At 67.8% G+C, this 15,131-nt stretch carries 13 protein-coding genes; 1 reads left to right on the top strand and 12 read right to left on the bottom strand.

From position 1 onward, the window contains the following. Positions 1 to 22 precede the first annotated feature (22 nt). The 8 genes from ASG86_RS01590 to ASG86_RS01625 all read right to left on the bottom strand — a co-directional run bounded on the left by ASG86_RS01590 (position 23) and on the right by ASG86_RS01625 (position 8,966). Positions 23 to 1,828 (bottom strand): glycoside hydrolase family 15 protein, encoded by a 1,806-nt coding sequence (locus ASG86_RS01590; protein WP_056329224.1) that lies wholly within the window; start codon positions 1,826 to 1,828, stop codon positions 23 to 25. A 76-nt stretch (positions 1,829 to 1,904) separates the two neighbouring features. Further along, complete coding sequence (locus ASG86_RS01595; protein WP_056329228.1) at positions 1,905 to 2,660, bottom strand: ZIP family metal transporter; 756 nt, start codon at positions 2,658 to 2,660, stop codon at positions 1,905 to 1,907. Beyond that, on the bottom strand, positions 2,660 to 3,277 hold the full coding sequence (locus tag ASG86_RS01600) for a hypothetical protein (RefSeq protein WP_056329231.1): 618 nt from the start codon (positions 3,275 to 3,277) through the stop codon (positions 2,660 to 2,662). The genes ASG86_RS01595 and ASG86_RS01600 overlap by 1 nt, the downstream gene beginning before the upstream one ends. Before the next feature lie 31 nt (positions 3,278 to 3,308). Then, complete coding sequence (locus tag ASG86_RS01605; RefSeq protein ID WP_056329235.1) at positions 3,309 to 4,412, bottom strand: enolase C-terminal domain-like protein; 1,104 nt, start codon at positions 4,410 to 4,412, stop codon at positions 3,309 to 3,311. 3 nt (positions 4,413 to 4,415) lie between these two features. Continuing rightward, positions 4,416 to 6,206 carry a thiamine pyrophosphate-requiring protein gene (locus ASG86_RS01610; RefSeq protein ID WP_056329238.1) on the bottom strand — a complete coding sequence of 597 codons (1,791 nt, stop codon included), beginning with the start codon at positions 6,204 to 6,206 and terminating at the stop codon, positions 4,416 to 4,418. 2 nt (positions 6,207 to 6,208) lie between these two features. Continuing rightward, positions 6,209 to 7,864: a GMC family oxidoreductase gene (locus tag ASG86_RS01615; protein WP_056329242.1), complete on the bottom strand. Its 1,656-nt coding sequence runs from the start codon at positions 7,862 to 7,864 to the stop codon at positions 6,209 to 6,211. Continuing rightward, a complete protein-coding gene (locus ASG86_RS01620) occupies positions 7,861 to 8,502 on the bottom strand; it encodes a gluconate 2-dehydrogenase subunit 3 family protein (RefSeq protein ID WP_056329244.1) in 642 nt (213 codons plus the stop codon). Before ASG86_RS01620 ends, ASG86_RS01615 begins: the two co-directional genes overlap by 4 nt. After that, on the bottom strand, positions 8,499 to 8,966 hold the full coding sequence (locus ASG86_RS01625; RefSeq protein WP_056329247.1) for a hypothetical protein: 468 nt from the start codon (positions 8,964 to 8,966) through the stop codon (positions 8,499 to 8,501). The genes ASG86_RS01620 and ASG86_RS01625 overlap by 4 nt, the downstream gene beginning before the upstream one ends. Before the next feature lie 85 nt (positions 8,967 to 9,051). Here ASG86_RS01625 and ASG86_RS01630 point away from each other — a divergent pair, with 85 nt between their 5' ends. Next, a complete protein-coding gene (locus tag ASG86_RS01630; protein ID WP_056329700.1) occupies positions 9,052 to 9,552 on the top strand; it encodes a MarR family transcriptional regulator in 501 nt (166 codons plus the stop codon). A 122-nt stretch (positions 9,553 to 9,674) separates the two neighbouring features. Here the strand turns inward: ASG86_RS01630 and ASG86_RS01635 are convergent, their stop codons facing one another. The 4 genes from ASG86_RS01635 to ASG86_RS01650 form a co-directional block, all read right to left on the bottom strand. Next, the gene (locus tag ASG86_RS01635; RefSeq protein ID WP_200946092.1) at positions 9,675 to 10,664 is read right to left on the bottom strand and encodes an aldose 1-epimerase family protein; all 990 of its coding nucleotides are present in this window, start codon (positions 10,662 to 10,664) and stop codon (positions 9,675 to 9,677) included. Beyond that, positions 10,661 to 11,734, bottom strand: a complete 1,074-nt coding sequence (locus ASG86_RS01640) for a glucose 1-dehydrogenase (RefSeq protein WP_056329250.1) — start codon at positions 11,732 to 11,734, stop codon at positions 10,661 to 10,663. Before ASG86_RS01640 ends, ASG86_RS01635 begins: the two co-directional genes overlap by 4 nt. A gap of 90 nt (positions 11,735 to 11,824) precedes the next feature. After that, the gene (locus tag ASG86_RS01645; protein WP_235565064.1) at positions 11,825 to 12,445 is read right to left on the bottom strand and encodes a phosphatase PAP2 family protein; all 621 of its coding nucleotides are present in this window, start codon (positions 12,443 to 12,445) and stop codon (positions 11,825 to 11,827) included. A 473-nt stretch (positions 12,446 to 12,918) separates the two neighbouring features. Further along, complete coding sequence (locus ASG86_RS01650) at positions 12,919 to 15,024, bottom strand: transglycosylase domain-containing protein (protein ID WP_056329253.1); 2,106 nt, start codon at positions 15,022 to 15,024, stop codon at positions 12,919 to 12,921. Positions 15,025 to 15,131 lie beyond the last annotated feature (107 nt).

A 15,131-nucleotide genomic window follows, 5' to 3' on the forward strand; every position in this document is an offset into this window, starting at 1 on the left:
GGGAACGCACCAGGCTGCCCACTCACTTCAGGTCGGAGTGCTTTCCCTTCATCGGGGCGTTGCTGTGGTGCGGACCGTGGTGCAGCTGGAGGGCGCAGTGGATCAGCGGGAAGTGGCTGAAGGCCTGCGGTGTGTTGCCCAGCTGCCGTCCGCGCTTGGGGTCCCACTCCTCGCTGAGCAGCCCCACATCGTTGCGCAGTGACAGCAGCCGCTCGAACAGGTCCACTGCCTCGCCCCGGCGGCCGATGCCCAGCAGGGCGTCGGCCAGCCAGAAGGAGCAGGCCAGGAAGACGCCCTCGGTGCCGGGCAGCCCGTCATTGCTGGCTTCCGGATGGTACCGGAGGACGAACCCGTCCTCCGTCAGGTTCCGCTGGATCGCGTCCACGGTGCCCACCACGCGGGGATGGTCGTGGGGAAGGAATCCCACGCGGGGGATCAGCAGCAGGCTGGCGTCGAGTTCCTTGCTGCCGTAGGACTGGACGAAGGTGTTGCGTTTCTCGTCGAAACCGTGCGCCATCACATCATCGTGGATCTCCTTCCGCAGCCTGGCCCAGCGGTCACCGGGACCTGGCAGGCCGGACTCCTGCACGGCCTTCACCATCCGGTCCGCCGCCACCCAGGCCATCACCTTTGAATGGGTGAAATGGCGCCGGGGCCCGCGCATCTCCCAGAGCCCGTTGTCCGGCCGGTCCCACGCCCCCTCCAGGAACTCCATCAACGCCACCTGGATGTCCCAGGAATCATCCGTGGTATCGGGGTCCGCGGCGCGGGTGAGAGCCAGGCCGTCCAGGACCTCCCCCCACACGTCCAGCTGCAGCTGCGGGGCGGCGGCGTTGCCGGTGCGGACCGGCTTGGACTTCTCAAAGCCCGCCAGCCACGGCAGCTCGGCTTCGGGCAGCCTCCGGGTGCCGTCCAGCCCGTACATGATCTGCAGGTCAGCGGGGTTTCCCGCCACCGCCCGCAGCAGCCACTCCCGCCATGCCGCCGCCTCATCCACATAGCCGCAGGCCAGCAGGGACTGCAGCGTCAGGGTGGCGTCCCGCAGCCAGCAGAAGCGGTAGTCCCAGTTGCGGCTGCCACCCGGATCCTCCGGCAGCGACGTGGTGGCAGCGGCCACGATCCCGCCGGTGGGGGCATAGGTGAGCGCCTTGAGCGTGATCAGGGAGCGCTCCACGGCGTCCTTGTACTGCCCGTCCATGGAGTTCCGGCCGCTCCATTGCTCCCAATACTCCTGGGTGGAGGCCAGCGCGCTCTCCGGATCGGTCCGGTCCGGAACCGGCTTGTAGCTGTGTGCCCACCGCAGGACGAACGGGACGCGGTCCCCGGCCTTGACCGTGAAGTCGCTGACGGTCCGCATGTCCCGGCCCTCCAGGGGCGCGGGCGTGCTGAGGTACGCGGCATCCGGACCCGCGATGGCGCTGATGCCATGGTCCATGCGGCGGACCCACGGAACGATCCGCCCGTAATCGAAGCGCAGGCACAGTTCCCCCTGCATGGCCACGCTGCCCTTCAGGCCCTCCACGATCCGCACCATGTCAGCCGAATCGTCCCGGGCGGGCATGAAGTCCGTGACCCTGACGCTTCCGTCCGCCGTGTCCCATTCCGTCTCCAGGATCAAGGTGCCGGGCCGGTAGCGCCGCCGGGTGCAGTCACCGGCGCCGGCGGGCGCCAGCCGCCACCGTCCCGCGTCCGGGGTGTCCAGCAGCGCCGCGAAGCAGGCCGGCGAATCAAAGTTGGGCAGGCACATCCAGTCAACGGACCCGCTCCGGCCCACCAACGCCGCCGTATGCAGGTCACCGATGATCGCATAGTCTTCGATCCTTGCCATCCGTCCCTCCCGGATTTCGTGTCTAAAGCAAATTCTGTGTGGCCTGGCGCCGGCAGTGCAGCCTTCCGCCGGGAACCTACCCGCCCACCTGGTCCACCGTGAAGGCAGCCAGGAAACCCGCGGCGGCAATCAGCCCGGTCAGCAGGTGGTGCTCCTCGAAGGCTTCGGGAATCATGGTGTCCGCCAGCATGGCCAGGATGGCTCCGGCCGCCACGGCGGTAATGAAGGCCACCACTTCCCCCGGGGCGCCCTGCAGGAGCACGAACCCGATCAGGGCGGCCAGCCCGGAGAGCACCGCGATCCCTCCCCAGACGCCGAACACATACTTGGCACCGCGTCCGGCCTTCTTCATGCCCGCAGTGCTGGAAAGCCCTTCCGGGACATTGGAGATGAAGACTGCGGCCAGCATCGCCGGGCTGACGGCGCCGGCCGTGACCAGTCCCACCCCCAGGACCACCGATTCCGGGATGCCGTCCAGCAGCGCCCCGATGGCAATGGCCGTCCCGCTTCCGGGCTTCTCCTGCTCGGAGGGCTGCTTGCCGCCCGAGCGTTTCCGGTGCTTGGCGCCTTTCCTGGCCAGCAGGAAGTTGGCGGCAACGTACACCAGGGCACCGGTGGCGAACCCGCCGACGGTTGGCCAGAGCCCGCCGCCGTTAACCGCCTCCTCCACGAGTTGAAAGGACAATGCGGAGATCAGGACCCCTGCGCCGAAGGACATGACGGAGGAGACCACCTTCGGCGGGATCTTCCACTTCCATGCCAGGGCGCACCCCACCACCAGCGCCCCGCCGGCGATGGTGCCCCACATCCATGCCTGCAACCATTCCGGCATCACGCACCACCCGCCGTCGAACGCCCTGTCCTCCGGTGCCTGGAATTCCTCGCGGCCCAGACGGCCGCTATGGCCAGGAGGGCGGCCGCGCCTGATGCTGCCACCGCCAGAAGCTGCCGCACGGCCCGGGTGTTTCCGAGGACGGTTCGGGGATCAGGGCGCGGCTCCGGCGCCCCGCCCGTGACGTCGCCGCTGTCCAGCTCCCAGGCCGAGGCGGGAGGAAAGGTCCCGGCGGGCAGCTTGTCCTGCCGCAGCTCCCGGCGCCGGGCCAGGCGCTTCCGCACCCCGTCATTCGGGGCAGGCACCGCGGCCTCGGCCGCCAGGGCTGCGGGAAAGTCGATGATGTAGGGCTCGCCATGGAACGCCGCGGAAGCCACCGAATCCAGCCAGATGCTGTTGAAAGCCTTCACGCCCCGGCGCGAGAATTCCGCCTGGAGCATCTCCCGGATCTCGTGCAGGCTCCTGCCTTTGGCCGCCCCCGTCACCTCGAAGATTGCCGCCTGGAGCTGCGCTTTCTCCCCGGCGGCAGGGTCCTTGGCGCTGGGGTCCTGGCCTGTCGGGTCCGGGTTCAGCGGTGTGGCGTCTGGCGGGTTTCCGCTGCCTGGGCTGGTGCTCATGGGCTTCCTCTCCGTCGTGTCATCCTGTTTTTCAGCGAATCCGGTAGGGCTCTGCGTCGGCGGCGCGGAAGGCCAGCCCGTTCCCGGGGGCATCCGATGGCCGGACGCACCCGCCGCCGGGGTCAAGGGTTCCGTCGAAGAACAGGTCCTCGATCCGGACGTGGTCATGGAACCATTCCAGGTGCCGGAAGTTGGGTGTTGCGGCGGCGACGGCGGCACTCAGGTGGGGTGCGCAGTGCCCGGAGACCTCCAGGCCGTGGGCGGCAGCGAGGGCGGCGATCCGCAGCCATTCGCTGATCCCGCCGCACCTGCTGACGTCCGCCTGCAGGCAGTCCACGGCGTCCGCGCTGCACATGCGCTGGAAGTAGGGCAGTCCCGTGCCGTATTCCCCGGCTGCCACGTCGGCGTCGACGGCGGCACGCACCGCCCGCAGCCCGGCGAGGTCATCACTGGAGACGGGTTCTTCGAACCAGGAGATGCGCTCTTCTGCTGCGTCCCGCATCACCCGGACCGCCTGCTTGGCGGTGTAGCCGCCGTTGGCGTCCACGAACAGTTCGGTACCGGGGCCGACGGCGGCACGCGCCTGGCGGATGCGCTCCAGGTCCCGCGGGACGTTGGTTCCGCCGTCCTGGCCGATCTTGATCTTCACACGGGGAATGCGCTGCTCCCGGGCCCAGCCCTGCAGCTGGTCCCGCAGCTGGTCCTCCGTATAGGTGGTGAAGCCGCCGCTGCCGTACACGGCCACGGTGTCCCGGACAGCGCCGAGGAGTTTGTGCAGCGGCACCTCCAGCAGCCGCGCCTTCAGGTCCCAGAGGGCGCAGTCGACGGCGGACACCGCGTAGGAGCCCAGGCCCGTCCGGCCCGGGTTGCGCACCGCCCGGGCCATCGCCGCAGCCGCGGCCGGCACGTCCAGGACGTCAATGTCCCGGACGGCCGGAGCCAGCAGGCCTTCCACCAGGGCCGCCGCTGCTGCCGGGGCGTACGTCCAGCCGAGGCCCGTCGTCCCGCCGCCGTCCGCTTCCACCAGGACCAGCGTGGTGGAGTCCCAGCTGTAGGTGCCGTCCGCTTCGGGCGCGTCGGTGGGAACCGTGTAGGCGCTGGCCCGGATTGCGGTGACGGGGGTGGCGGCGGACATGCCTCAACCCTCCTTGTGGGGCAGGAATTCCTGGATCTTGGTCTTGACCCCTTCCTTCACCACGCCCCAGGCGCTGTCATCGCCCTTGACCATGGCCTCCGCCGTCTTCCGCGCCTGCTCAAAGGTGGCGTGCGGCGGGATGGGCGGAATGTCGGGATCGGTGCGGACGTCCAGGACGGTGGGACGGTCCGCGGCGAGGGCCTTCTCCCAGGCCGGCCCCACGTCGTCGGGATCCTCCACGTGGAGGCCCTGCAAACCAAGGCTCTCGGCGAAACCCGCGTAGTCGACGTCGGGCAGCACCTGGGATTCGCGGAAGGCCGGCACCCCGCCCATGGCCCGCATCTCCCACGTGACCTGGTTCAGGTCGTTGTTGTGCAGGACGGCCACCACCAGCCGGGGATCATCCCATTCCCGCCAGTAGTGCTTCACGGTGATGAGCTCCGCCAGCCCGTTCATCTGCATGGCGCCGTCACCGGCGAACGCGATGGCCGGCCGGCCCGGGAACGCGAACTTGGCGCCGATGGCGTAGGGGACACCCGGACCCATGGTTGCCAGGTTGCCGGACAGCGAACCGCGGACCCCCTCCCGGAATTTCAGCTGCCGCGCGTACCAGTTCGCTGACGAGCCGGAATCCGCGCTGAGCATTGCATCCGCCGGCAGCCGGGGGGAGAGCTCCGCGAACAGCCGCATGGGGTTGACCGGATTGGCATCGACCATGGCCTCGTCATGCATGGTCTCCCACCAGCGGCTGATGTTCGACTCCAGGTTTTCCCGCCAGGACCGGTCCTGCTTGCGTACCAGGTGCGGGATCAGGGCGCGCAGGGCAGTGGCGGCGTCGGCCACGATGTTGAATTCGTTGGTGTAGCGCAGGCCGATCATCTTCGGGTCCACGTCGATCTGCACGCCGCGGGCCTGCCCGGGTTCCGGCAGGAACTGGGTGTACGGGAAGCTGGAGCCCACCGTGAGCAGGGTGTCGCAGTCCCGCATCATTTCGTAGCTGGGCCGGGTGCCCAGCAGGCCGATGGAGCCGGTGACGTAGGGCAGGTCATCGGGCAGCGAGTCTTTGCCCAGCAGCGCCTTGGCCACCCCGGCCCCCAACAGTTCGGCCACTTCCCTGACTTCGGCGGCCGCGCCGCGGGCGCCCTGGCCGATCAGGATGGCCACCTTGGATCCCTCGTTCAGGAGCTGCGCGGCGCCGCGGATGGAGTCGCTGTCCGGCTGGAGGTCCGGCCAGCGCACGCCGACGCTGGAGGGCACCATCTTGAAATCGTGCGTGGGGGCGGCGTACTCCAGTTCCTGCACGTCCGCCGGGATGATCACCGCGGTGGGCGCCTGTTGGGCCTCGGCGATCCGGATGGCCCTGTCGATGACGTTGGGCAGCTGCTGGGGAACGGTGACCATCTGGACGTAGTCCGAGGCGACGTCCTTGAACAGGGTCAGCAGGTCAACCTCCTGCTGGTAGGACCCGCCCATGGCACTGCGTGCGGTCTGCCCCACGATGGCCACCACCGGAACGTGGTCCAGCTTGGCGTCATAGAGGCCGTTGAGCAGGTGGATGGCTCCGGGCCCGGAGGTGGCCATGCACACGGCAACCCGGCCGCCGTACTTGGCGTAGCCCACGGCCTCGAACGCCGCCATCTCCTCGTGCCGGGCCTGGATGAATTTTGGCTGGTTGCCCGCCTTGCCAAAGGCGGCCAGGATGCCGTTGATGCCGTCTCCGGGGAAACCGAAGACCTTGTCCACGCCCCACTCACCCAGCCGGGAGAGCAGGTAGTCGGCCACTGTTGTTGCCATGATCAGTCTTCCTTTGCGCTCATCGGGGCGCCGCGGCGGGCGCCTTGGACCAGGACGCGGGCGGCCCGGGCCGCCAGCGCCATGATGGTCAGGGCAGGATTGGCGCTGCCCTGGGTGGGCAGCACGCTGCCGTCGGTGACCAGGAGGTTGGGGACCGCGAAACTGCGGCAGTTCCGGTCCACCACGCCGTCCTCCTGGGTGGCTGCCATCCGGGCCCCGCCCACCAGGTGGGCGTAGCGGTTGATGGTAATGACCTCCTCCGCCCCCGCCGCCGTGAGGATCTTTTCCATCACCTGCTGCGCGGCGGACATCAGCTGCCGGTCGTTGTCACACTGGCTGTAGCTGAAGCGGGCCACGGGGATCCCGTGCCGGTCCGTTTCGTCCGCCAGCGTTACCCGGTTCTCCTCCAGGGGGAGGAATTCGCACAGGGCACCCAGGCATGCCCAGTGCGGGTAGTCACTCATGTAGCGGCGAAGGGTGGGCCCCCAGTGCCCCTGGGCTGCAACATGCTCGGCCCAGGTGATGGGCAGCGGGGACACGCACTGGATGGAGAACCCCCGCTTGTACGGCTTGGTGGGATCCGTTTCGTAGAAGTCCTCCGTGCTGACTTCAGGGGGAGGGGCCTTCCACATCCGCACCTCGGCCTGGAACCGCCCCGCGGTTTGCGGTGCGCCCTGGACCATCAGGTACCGGCCTACCTGGTCGAAGTCGTTGCACATCCCGTCGGGGAAGCGCGGCGAGGTGCAGTTCAGCAGCAGCCGCGGGGTTTCGATCGAGTAGCCGGCCACCGCCACCATCCGGGCCCGCTGGAACCGGGTGACACCGCCCTGGACATATTCCACGCCGGTGGCCAGTCCGCTGTGTTCATCGAAGCAGATCCGGGTGGCCATGGAGTCCGGGCGGATTTCGGCGCCGTGGGCCAGCGCGTCCGGAACATGCGTGATCAGGGGCGAGGCTTTGGCATTGACCTTGCAGCCCTGGAGGCAGAAGCCGCGGTAAATGCAGTGCGGCCGGTTGCCGAACCTGCCGTTGGCAATGGCCACCGGGCCCACCTTCGCGGTGACGCCGCAGGCATTGGCGCCGCGGAGGAACAGTTCCCCGTTGCCGGACACGGGATGCGGCCGGTGGGGGTAGCCGTGCGGGTCGCCCCACGGCCAGTGTTCGCCGGCGACGGGCAGTTCCGCTTCGACGTCCTCGTAGTATGGCCGCAGGTCCGCGTAGTCCAGGGGCCAGTCGGCGCCCACACCATCGGTGCTGAAGGTGCGGAAGTCGCTGGGGTGGAAGCGCGGGGTGTAGCCGGCGAAGTGCACCATGGATCCGCCCACTCCGCGGCCCGAATTGTTCGACCCCAAGGGCACAGGATCCGTCCCGGAGATGACGCGTGGTTCGGTCCAGTACAGGTGGTGGGACCCGGCTTCATCGCTGACCCAGTCCCGCTCCGGCTCCCAGAACGGCCCGGCGTCCAGGGCGACGGCCCGCCAGCCGGCGCGGGCCAGGCGCTGCAGAAGGGTGGACCCGCCGGCTCCGCAGCCCACGATCACCATGTCCACCTCATCGGTTTCGCCGTACCGCCGCATGTCCTCCCGCAGCCGCAGGTTGCTGCCAGGGCCCTTAGGCAACAGCCAGGCAGATTCGTTGCGCTCGCGGACCCGGTTCACCGGTCTGCCCCATGCGTCGGATCCGCACCGGGGCGGACGTCCCGCACCTCGAACGGCTCCAGCCGGTCCACCCCCAGGTTCTTGTAGCCTCGGGGGTAGGCCGGTCCGCCAAAGCCGATCTCGTCCCAGGCCAGCGGATGCGAGTAGAACGCGGTGCAGGCGTACCGGGTCCACAGGCTCCACACCCGGTCCGCCGGCAGGCCGTGCCACAGTTCCCGGTCAAGGTTGCAGATGTCCTGCAGGAGTCCAGCCTGCTGGTTCGGATCCAGGCGGGCGAAGGTGCAGCCGGCACGGGACCGTGCCTCACTGTCCAGCGCCGCCAGGGTTGCCCGCCAGGCTTCACCGTCCCGCGGCATGTTGTCGTAGTGCCAGCCATCGGTTTGCTCCTCGGCCAGCCTGGCGTCCACCATGTTCACCACCGGCACGCGGGGCTCGCCCTGCTGGCCCAGCAGCAGGTCCAAGAGGGCACGCGCCGCAGCTTCCTCTTGGGGCGTGAAGAAACGGACGTCCGGCGGCATGCCCAGGCGGGATTCGACGACGGCGGCAGTGGCCCGGTCCCAGTGGCCCGCCTGGGCAAGGGTGCTGAAGCCGGGGTAGCGCCCGCCGCCGTCTGACGTTTCCAGCGGAAGGCTGCTCATGGTTCCCGCCTCAGGACGGAGGCCAGCACACCCATCCCGCCCACCAGGGTGACCAGCAGCGGCGCGAACAGCGGCGGGCCCATCTCCAGGTTGTAGCGCAGGTTGGACAGCCCGCCGGGTTTCTGCCGGATCCCCTGCAGGTGCAGCCAGGTTCCCTGCAGCCCGTTGGCGATGATGGCGGCGCTGGCCAGGGGGAGGGCGGTTTTTGCCATGCGGCGGCTGAACACCCCGGCCACCCCTGCGGCGGCCCCCACCGGACCCAGGGCCACGGGAACCCACATCCACGCGTTGCCGAAGCTGGCCTTGTCGTGTTCAAGGTAGATCTCCGCCGCCGTGACCAGTGCCCCGGCCGCTGTCAGGCCTGAGAGGGACCGTTCAAACCGCCCCGCCTGCACGTTCCTGATGAGCCGGTCGATACCGCTGACCGTGCTGCTGACCGGATCGGCCGGATGGTGCGTCTTCATGATTCTCCTTAATGCCGGCCGCCCATGGGGAGGGGGAAACCAGCAAACTTTGCGGGGTAGCAACTATTGGAGGAAACTGGTGTCCATGGATACATCTGCCGGATCTGGGCCGGTCCCCGAAACCCTAAGCCGGGAAGTCGAAGCCGTGATGGCCGCCGCCGATACCCTCATGCGTGTAGTGGCCCGCTCTGTTGCCGAGGTTGAGGACATTGTTAATACCCCGCAGTTGCGGGTGCTGGTGCTGATCCATACCCACGGACCCCAAAACCTGGGCGGTGTGGCCGCAGAGCTTGGCGTGCATGCCTCGAATGCCACCCGCATCTGCGACCGGCTGGTGGCCGCTGACCTGCTGCAGCGCCGTGAAGATCCCGCTGACCGCCGGTACATCCGACTGGAATTGACCCGTGAAGGCAGGGAACTGGTGGATACCGTGCTGCGGCACCGGCGGCAGGCCATTGCCGAGGTGATTGCCAGGATGCCCGCCGGGCGGCGACCCGCACTGGCTGCAGCGCTGGAGGCCTTCGCGGCCGCCGCCGGCGGCCAAGGTACCTCCGACGGTCGCTTTACGTTGGGCTCCGGTACCTGACGGAACCGGATCCTGGTGCGGCAAGCCATGCCTTCATTGAACCCCAATGCTTGCGCATGCGCAATAGTTGGCCGAGGCTGCGGGTAGCTTTTCCGTAGGTCCGGAGGGGCTCAGGGGGCCGTTTAGAGCGCTCTGATGCCCCACTGTCCCGTGTGGGATTGCCCGGGCTCCAGGGTGATCAGGCCTTCACCTGAGTTGAAGGCGTCGGGGGCGCAAGTCATGGGCTCCACGCCCAGTCCCGTGCGGCGGCGGTCCGGTTGCGGAAGGGTGTCGCCCGTGAAGATTTCCAGGTAGGGGTAGGTGCCGTCCACCCATAGCTCAACCCCTCCGGAGTGGTCCGGACGCAGCAGCGTCACACTGGCGCGCCCGTCCCCGTCACGGATCAGGTCGGTGTAGGCCACATCGATGGGGCGGGCCCCAAGTTGCTGGAGTTCGCGCAGGTCGTACTCCGTGCCATCCACGCGCTGGTGTCCCGTGGGGATGCCGTGTTCATCCACGGGCAGGTACGTCCGCCCCGGCACCTGGACCAAGCCCGCGTCGATGACCTGGCCCGGCTGCCCCAGGCTGAGGTACGGATGCGCGCCTATGCCGAACGGGCAGGGCTCCGGGCTGCGGTTGGTGACGGTGGTCCGCACGCTCAGCCCGCCGTCGTCCAGCCCGTAGTCCAGCCGGCAATCCAGCACCCACGGCCAGCCCTGACAGGCGTGAAGGGTGTGCGTGAACGAGATCCTGTCCTCCCGCTGATCCTCAACGTCCCAGTTCCGCCAGCGGGTCAAGCCATGGATGGCCCCGCCCTTGTCCGGCTCGCTGAGATCAAGCTGCAGGGTGCTGCCGCCCCATGTGTAGGCACCGCCCTTGACCCGGTTGGGCCACGGGATGAGGGACTGTCCCCGCGCCCCGGTGCACATCTCCTCCGGGCCGTAGCCCTCCACCAGGGGGCGGCCGTCCAGCAGGTAGTCCCGCAGCGCCCCGCCCACCTCCGTGAGGTGCGCGGATTGCCGGCCGTGCCGGATGTCGTACTGGCGCCCTGACGGGAGCCGGTGGCCGCTGCTGGCCTCCGGTCCTGTCTGGTCGCCACTCTTCGCCGCCGGGCTCATGGCTCCGGCGCTCATGGCTGCCCGGTCCCGCCGTCGTCCTTCGCCTGGAGGTCCAGCACCACTTTGACGTCATCGGGGTGGCGGTCAAAGGCCCCGGCGAATTTCCCAAGGGGTACCCGGCGGCTGATCAAGCGCCGCAGCCAGTCCGCGTCCGCAGAGGCCAGCGCCTTGGCGCCGGCGTCATAGTGGCGCCGGTTGGCATTGACGCTGCCAAAGACCACGCCATTCATCAGCACTTCCTCGCGGTTCAGCGCGCCGACGTCCACCTCGGTTTGCTTCCCGGTACCCGAGACGCCGGTCAGGCAGGTGATGGCATCCTGGGCGCGGCAGCGGAGGGCGTCCAGCACCACGGGGGTCACGCCCGTGCACTCCACCAGGACGTTGGGCTTGAGGCCGGAGTCCGGCAGGGACTCACTGTGGTACGTGGCGCCCAAGGCGCGGACCAGCTCCGGCTTGGGCCCGTCCTTGACGATGTCGAACACGTGCACCTCCAGGCCCTGCTGGACGCCCAGGAGAGCGGCGAGCAGGCCCACGGGTCCGGCCCCGGTTACCACTGCGACGTGGGGGTCGAAGAAGGCCCGCTGCCCGATCCTGTTGATCTGCTCCCAGGCCTTGGCCACGATGGTGGTGGGCTCCAGCAGCACTCCCACGTCTTCCAGCCCGGGGTCCAGTTTCACCATGGCGTCCGGGTCCGCGCGCCATTGCTCGCGGGCAAATCCGTCCAGGCCTTTGATGCCGTGCTCGGTGTACTTGCCGTTCAGGCACATATCCCATTCCCCGGCGGCGCAGGCCTTGCACGGCTCGGGATCGGGCCTGCGGACAATGCCGACCACCAGGTCTCCCGCCGCCAGCCCGGAACCCTCCTGAGCCTCCACCACGCGGCCCAGGTTTTCGTGCCCCAGCACCAGGTGGTCCTGGCCGGGCGGAGCCTCGCCGTATTCGGCGTCGATGATCTCACTGTCCGTGCCGCACAGGCCCACGGCCAGTGCTTCCACCAGCACCTGGCCCCCGCCCGGCGGCGGTTCTGGAATATCGCGCAGGTGAAGGGAGTCCTTGACTCCAGGGGTTACTGCCAGCGCACGCATGATGCCTCCCTTTAGCCGTTGTTGTCTTTGCCAGTGTCCCGCCTTATTTGCGGGTGCGCAACGGTATTTGGGGTTGGGGGTTTTTGGCCCTCACTGTTTTGCCGCCTGGCCGCCGCGGCTGATGTCCAGCATGATCACCACGGCAAGCAGGACCACCGAGATTGAGGCGGATGCGAGCGTGTCAGTTAACCAGTGGTAGCCAAGGTAGACCCGGCTTGCCGCTTCCAGCGCCAGGCCGCCGGCAGCAGCGGCGAAGGCCAATATGACGGACAGCGTGCGGGCGGACCGGGAGAAGAGCAGATACGCGCCGATCAGCAGGAAGTTCGAGGCACCGACGACGTGCCCGGAAGGAAACGACGACGTCGCATCGGCGCCCAGCATCATCAGCTCCGTTGGGGGCCGGGAACGTCCCACGGCGTGGGCGATGACTTCCGTGACGATGACCCCGGTAAGCATCGACCCGGCGAGCAGCAGTGGACGCCAAAGACGGCGGGTCAGCACGGCCCAGCCCGTGGTGGCGAGCAGTGTTATCACCGGAAGGGCCAACGGGCCGAACACGAAGGCGAGTACCGCCAGGACTGCTGTGGCTGCAGCGCTCCGGTGATCCACGAACCAGTCGGTCATGGGCCCGTCAGCCGCCGCCACACCTTGTCCGTGGAGCACTTCACCGAGTGTCAATAGAAAGGAGGTGGCGCCCGCCAGGGCCAGCATCAGGGACACCGCACACAGGATGAGGTACTCGCCGGGAGAGAGGATGTACCCGTCGCCTAATCGGAAGTGCCTTGGCCTTCCCTTCCCCGGGGTCCGGCTGCGGCCGGTGCCCGCTCCGGGGGAGGGCCTGTCCGGCCGGGGCGCCGGTGCGGGACGGCTTGGCTGTGCATGTCCGGCTTCCGGAGCACGCGACGTGTTTGTCACCGCTCATCCCTCACGTTCCATGCAGTAGGCGTGACCGTCCCTTTCCCTGGCCGGCCGCGGGCGGTGGCGGACCAGGAAGCAGGACCATTCCTGCCGCCCTCTGACCTCTGGCCGGACGTCGTCGTCATCGTTTGCCACGGCGTGCTCATCTCTCCTGTTGGAACGGCTGCCCTTCGGCGTCGGAGTCTAAGGTGATGTGCAAGGTTAGCGCAACAGTTATACATGCGCAATGGTATCCCCGTTTGCGGGGCCGGGCCCGTTTGCCCCGGCTACCGGAGCATTGATGGGGGCGGTGCGGGGAACGGGCCGCCGGGGTATTTAGCGGCCGCGGCGTTCATGAGGTGGGCCCACTGGGTGCCTGCGATGTTGGCTCCGTCCAAGCCGGCGTAGTACTTCCCGTTGATGGTGATGTGCTCATTTGCCCATTCCGGCCCGAATCCCTTGTAGCTTCCGAACCATGAGGCGGTGGCGATGCCTGTGGTGGCGCCAACGGTCCAGGTCTGCGTGTGTCCGTCGGTGGTGCCGGTTTTGGCGAAGATGTCGTGATCCTTGTTCACAGGGATGTTATAGCCGGACCCTATGGTCAGGACCGGTTGGAGGGCGTAGGTGACACCGGCGGCAACCTCAGGATCGATGGTCTGCGTGCAGTCCGCGGGCGGCACCGGATAGTTGTGTCCCTTGGGCCCGGTGACGCTCTCCAGGGCAACCGGGGAGCAATGGACTCCGCCGGCGGCGAAGGTGGCGTACGCGGTGGCCATGTCCAGCGGCGCCACATCCTGCGTCCCGATCAGATTGGCGATGCTGGACAGGTCGTAGGGCTTGTTGGTGTGCCCGTTCTTGACTCCGGCTGCCGTGGCCATTTTCTGGATGTTGCAGAAGTCCAGTCGCGTTGCTGACTGGAACGTGATGGTGTTGATGGAGCGGTAGAGGCCTTCGAGCACGCTCATCGGGTAGTAGTGGTAGGGGTCGTCATTGGGCAGGGGCGTCTGGCCGAGCGCAGGATCGTAGGACCCGGTAGTGGTGCCGCAGCTGTTTTTCCAAGGGAATCCGGCTTTGTAGATGCGGACGGAGCCGTCCAGCCGGGTGGCCATGGATCGCCCGGAATTGAGCCACTCGGCGAAGACAAACGGTTTCATGGTGGAACCGATCTGGAAGCCGCCGGCACCATGGAGAGGCTTGCCCCGGCTGTCCGTTTCCGGAAGGGTGAGGTTGCCGGTGTAGTGTCCGGGCCCCGGCGCCGGGCTGTAGATGGTGTTCTGGGCCATGGTCAGGACCTTGCCGGTGCCGGGCTGCACGCTGACAAGGGCTGCCCCGCGCTGCAGCGGGTCCGTGGGGGGAAGTGAGGCGTTGACCTGTTCCTGTGCCACCCTTTGCAGCTCCGGGTCCAGGGTGGTGTGGATGGTCAGCCCGCCCTGGTACAGCAGTTTGCGCCGTGCAGCCTCGTCGGGACCAAAGGCGGGATCGTTCAGGATCAGGCGTTGGACGTAGTCGCAGAAGTACGGTGACGTGGCCACGGCGCATCCTTGAGCCGACGGCTGGACGTCCAAGGCAAGGGGTGCGGCAATCGCCTTGCGGTGCTGGACTGTGGAGATGTAACCCTGGTGGAGCATTTGGTCCAGGACTTCATTTCGCCGGGCCACCACATGGGCCGGTTCAGTGAGCGGATCGTAGTACCCGGGCCTGTTGACCACTCCTGCCAGGGCGGCTGCCTGGGGAAGGCTCAGGGCGCTTGCGGGAACGCCGAAATACTCTTTGGCTGCCATCTGGACGCCGTAGGCTCCGTTGCCGAAATAGACCAGGTTCAGGTAGCCCTGAAGGATCTGGTCCTTGGAGTATTTGTCCTCCAGTGCGACGGCGAGCTTCATCTCCCGAAGTTTGTCGCCGATGGTCCTGGCGGCGCTGGGCTTGACCTCGTCCGCCCTGCCGCTGGATATCAGCGACTGTATGAGCACGTTCTTGACGTACTGCTGGGTGAGGGTGGACGCGCCCTGCCGGCCGCCCTGGACGTTCACATAGAGGGCCCGGAGGATGCCGGTGGGGTCGATGCCGCCGTGCTCATAGAAGCGGGAGTCCTCGATGGCCACGATCCCTTGGCGCATGAAGGGTGATATCTGTTCCAGGCGCACCGGCTCCCGGTTCTGTGAATAGAACCGTGCGATGACCGATCCATCTTTGGCCAGCACTTGGGACTTCCTGGCCGGCGGGTCCAGATCGAGATCAGAGGGGAGTTGATCGAAGAACCTGCCGGATGCCGCGGTCACGGTGGAGCCCAGTGCCGCGGCCGGGGCCAGGAGCCCGGCGACCAGAAAGCCGCCGATGACGCAGGCCGCAATGAAGCCGGCAGCCTTTTTCAACATGGTGTCCATAAGAAGCATGCAAAAAGATTTCCTTGTCGTGTCGTCAGGGAGTGCGTGCGCGTCTCTTGGGCAATAGTTGGCAACGTGCAAACAACGCTATCTTCCTATCTGAAGCCGCAGGCCAT

Origin of the sequence: Arthrobacter sp. Soil764, from assembly GCF_001428075.1 — a bacterium.
Lineage (GTDB): Bacteria > Actinomycetota > Actinomycetes > Actinomycetales > Micrococcaceae > Arthrobacter.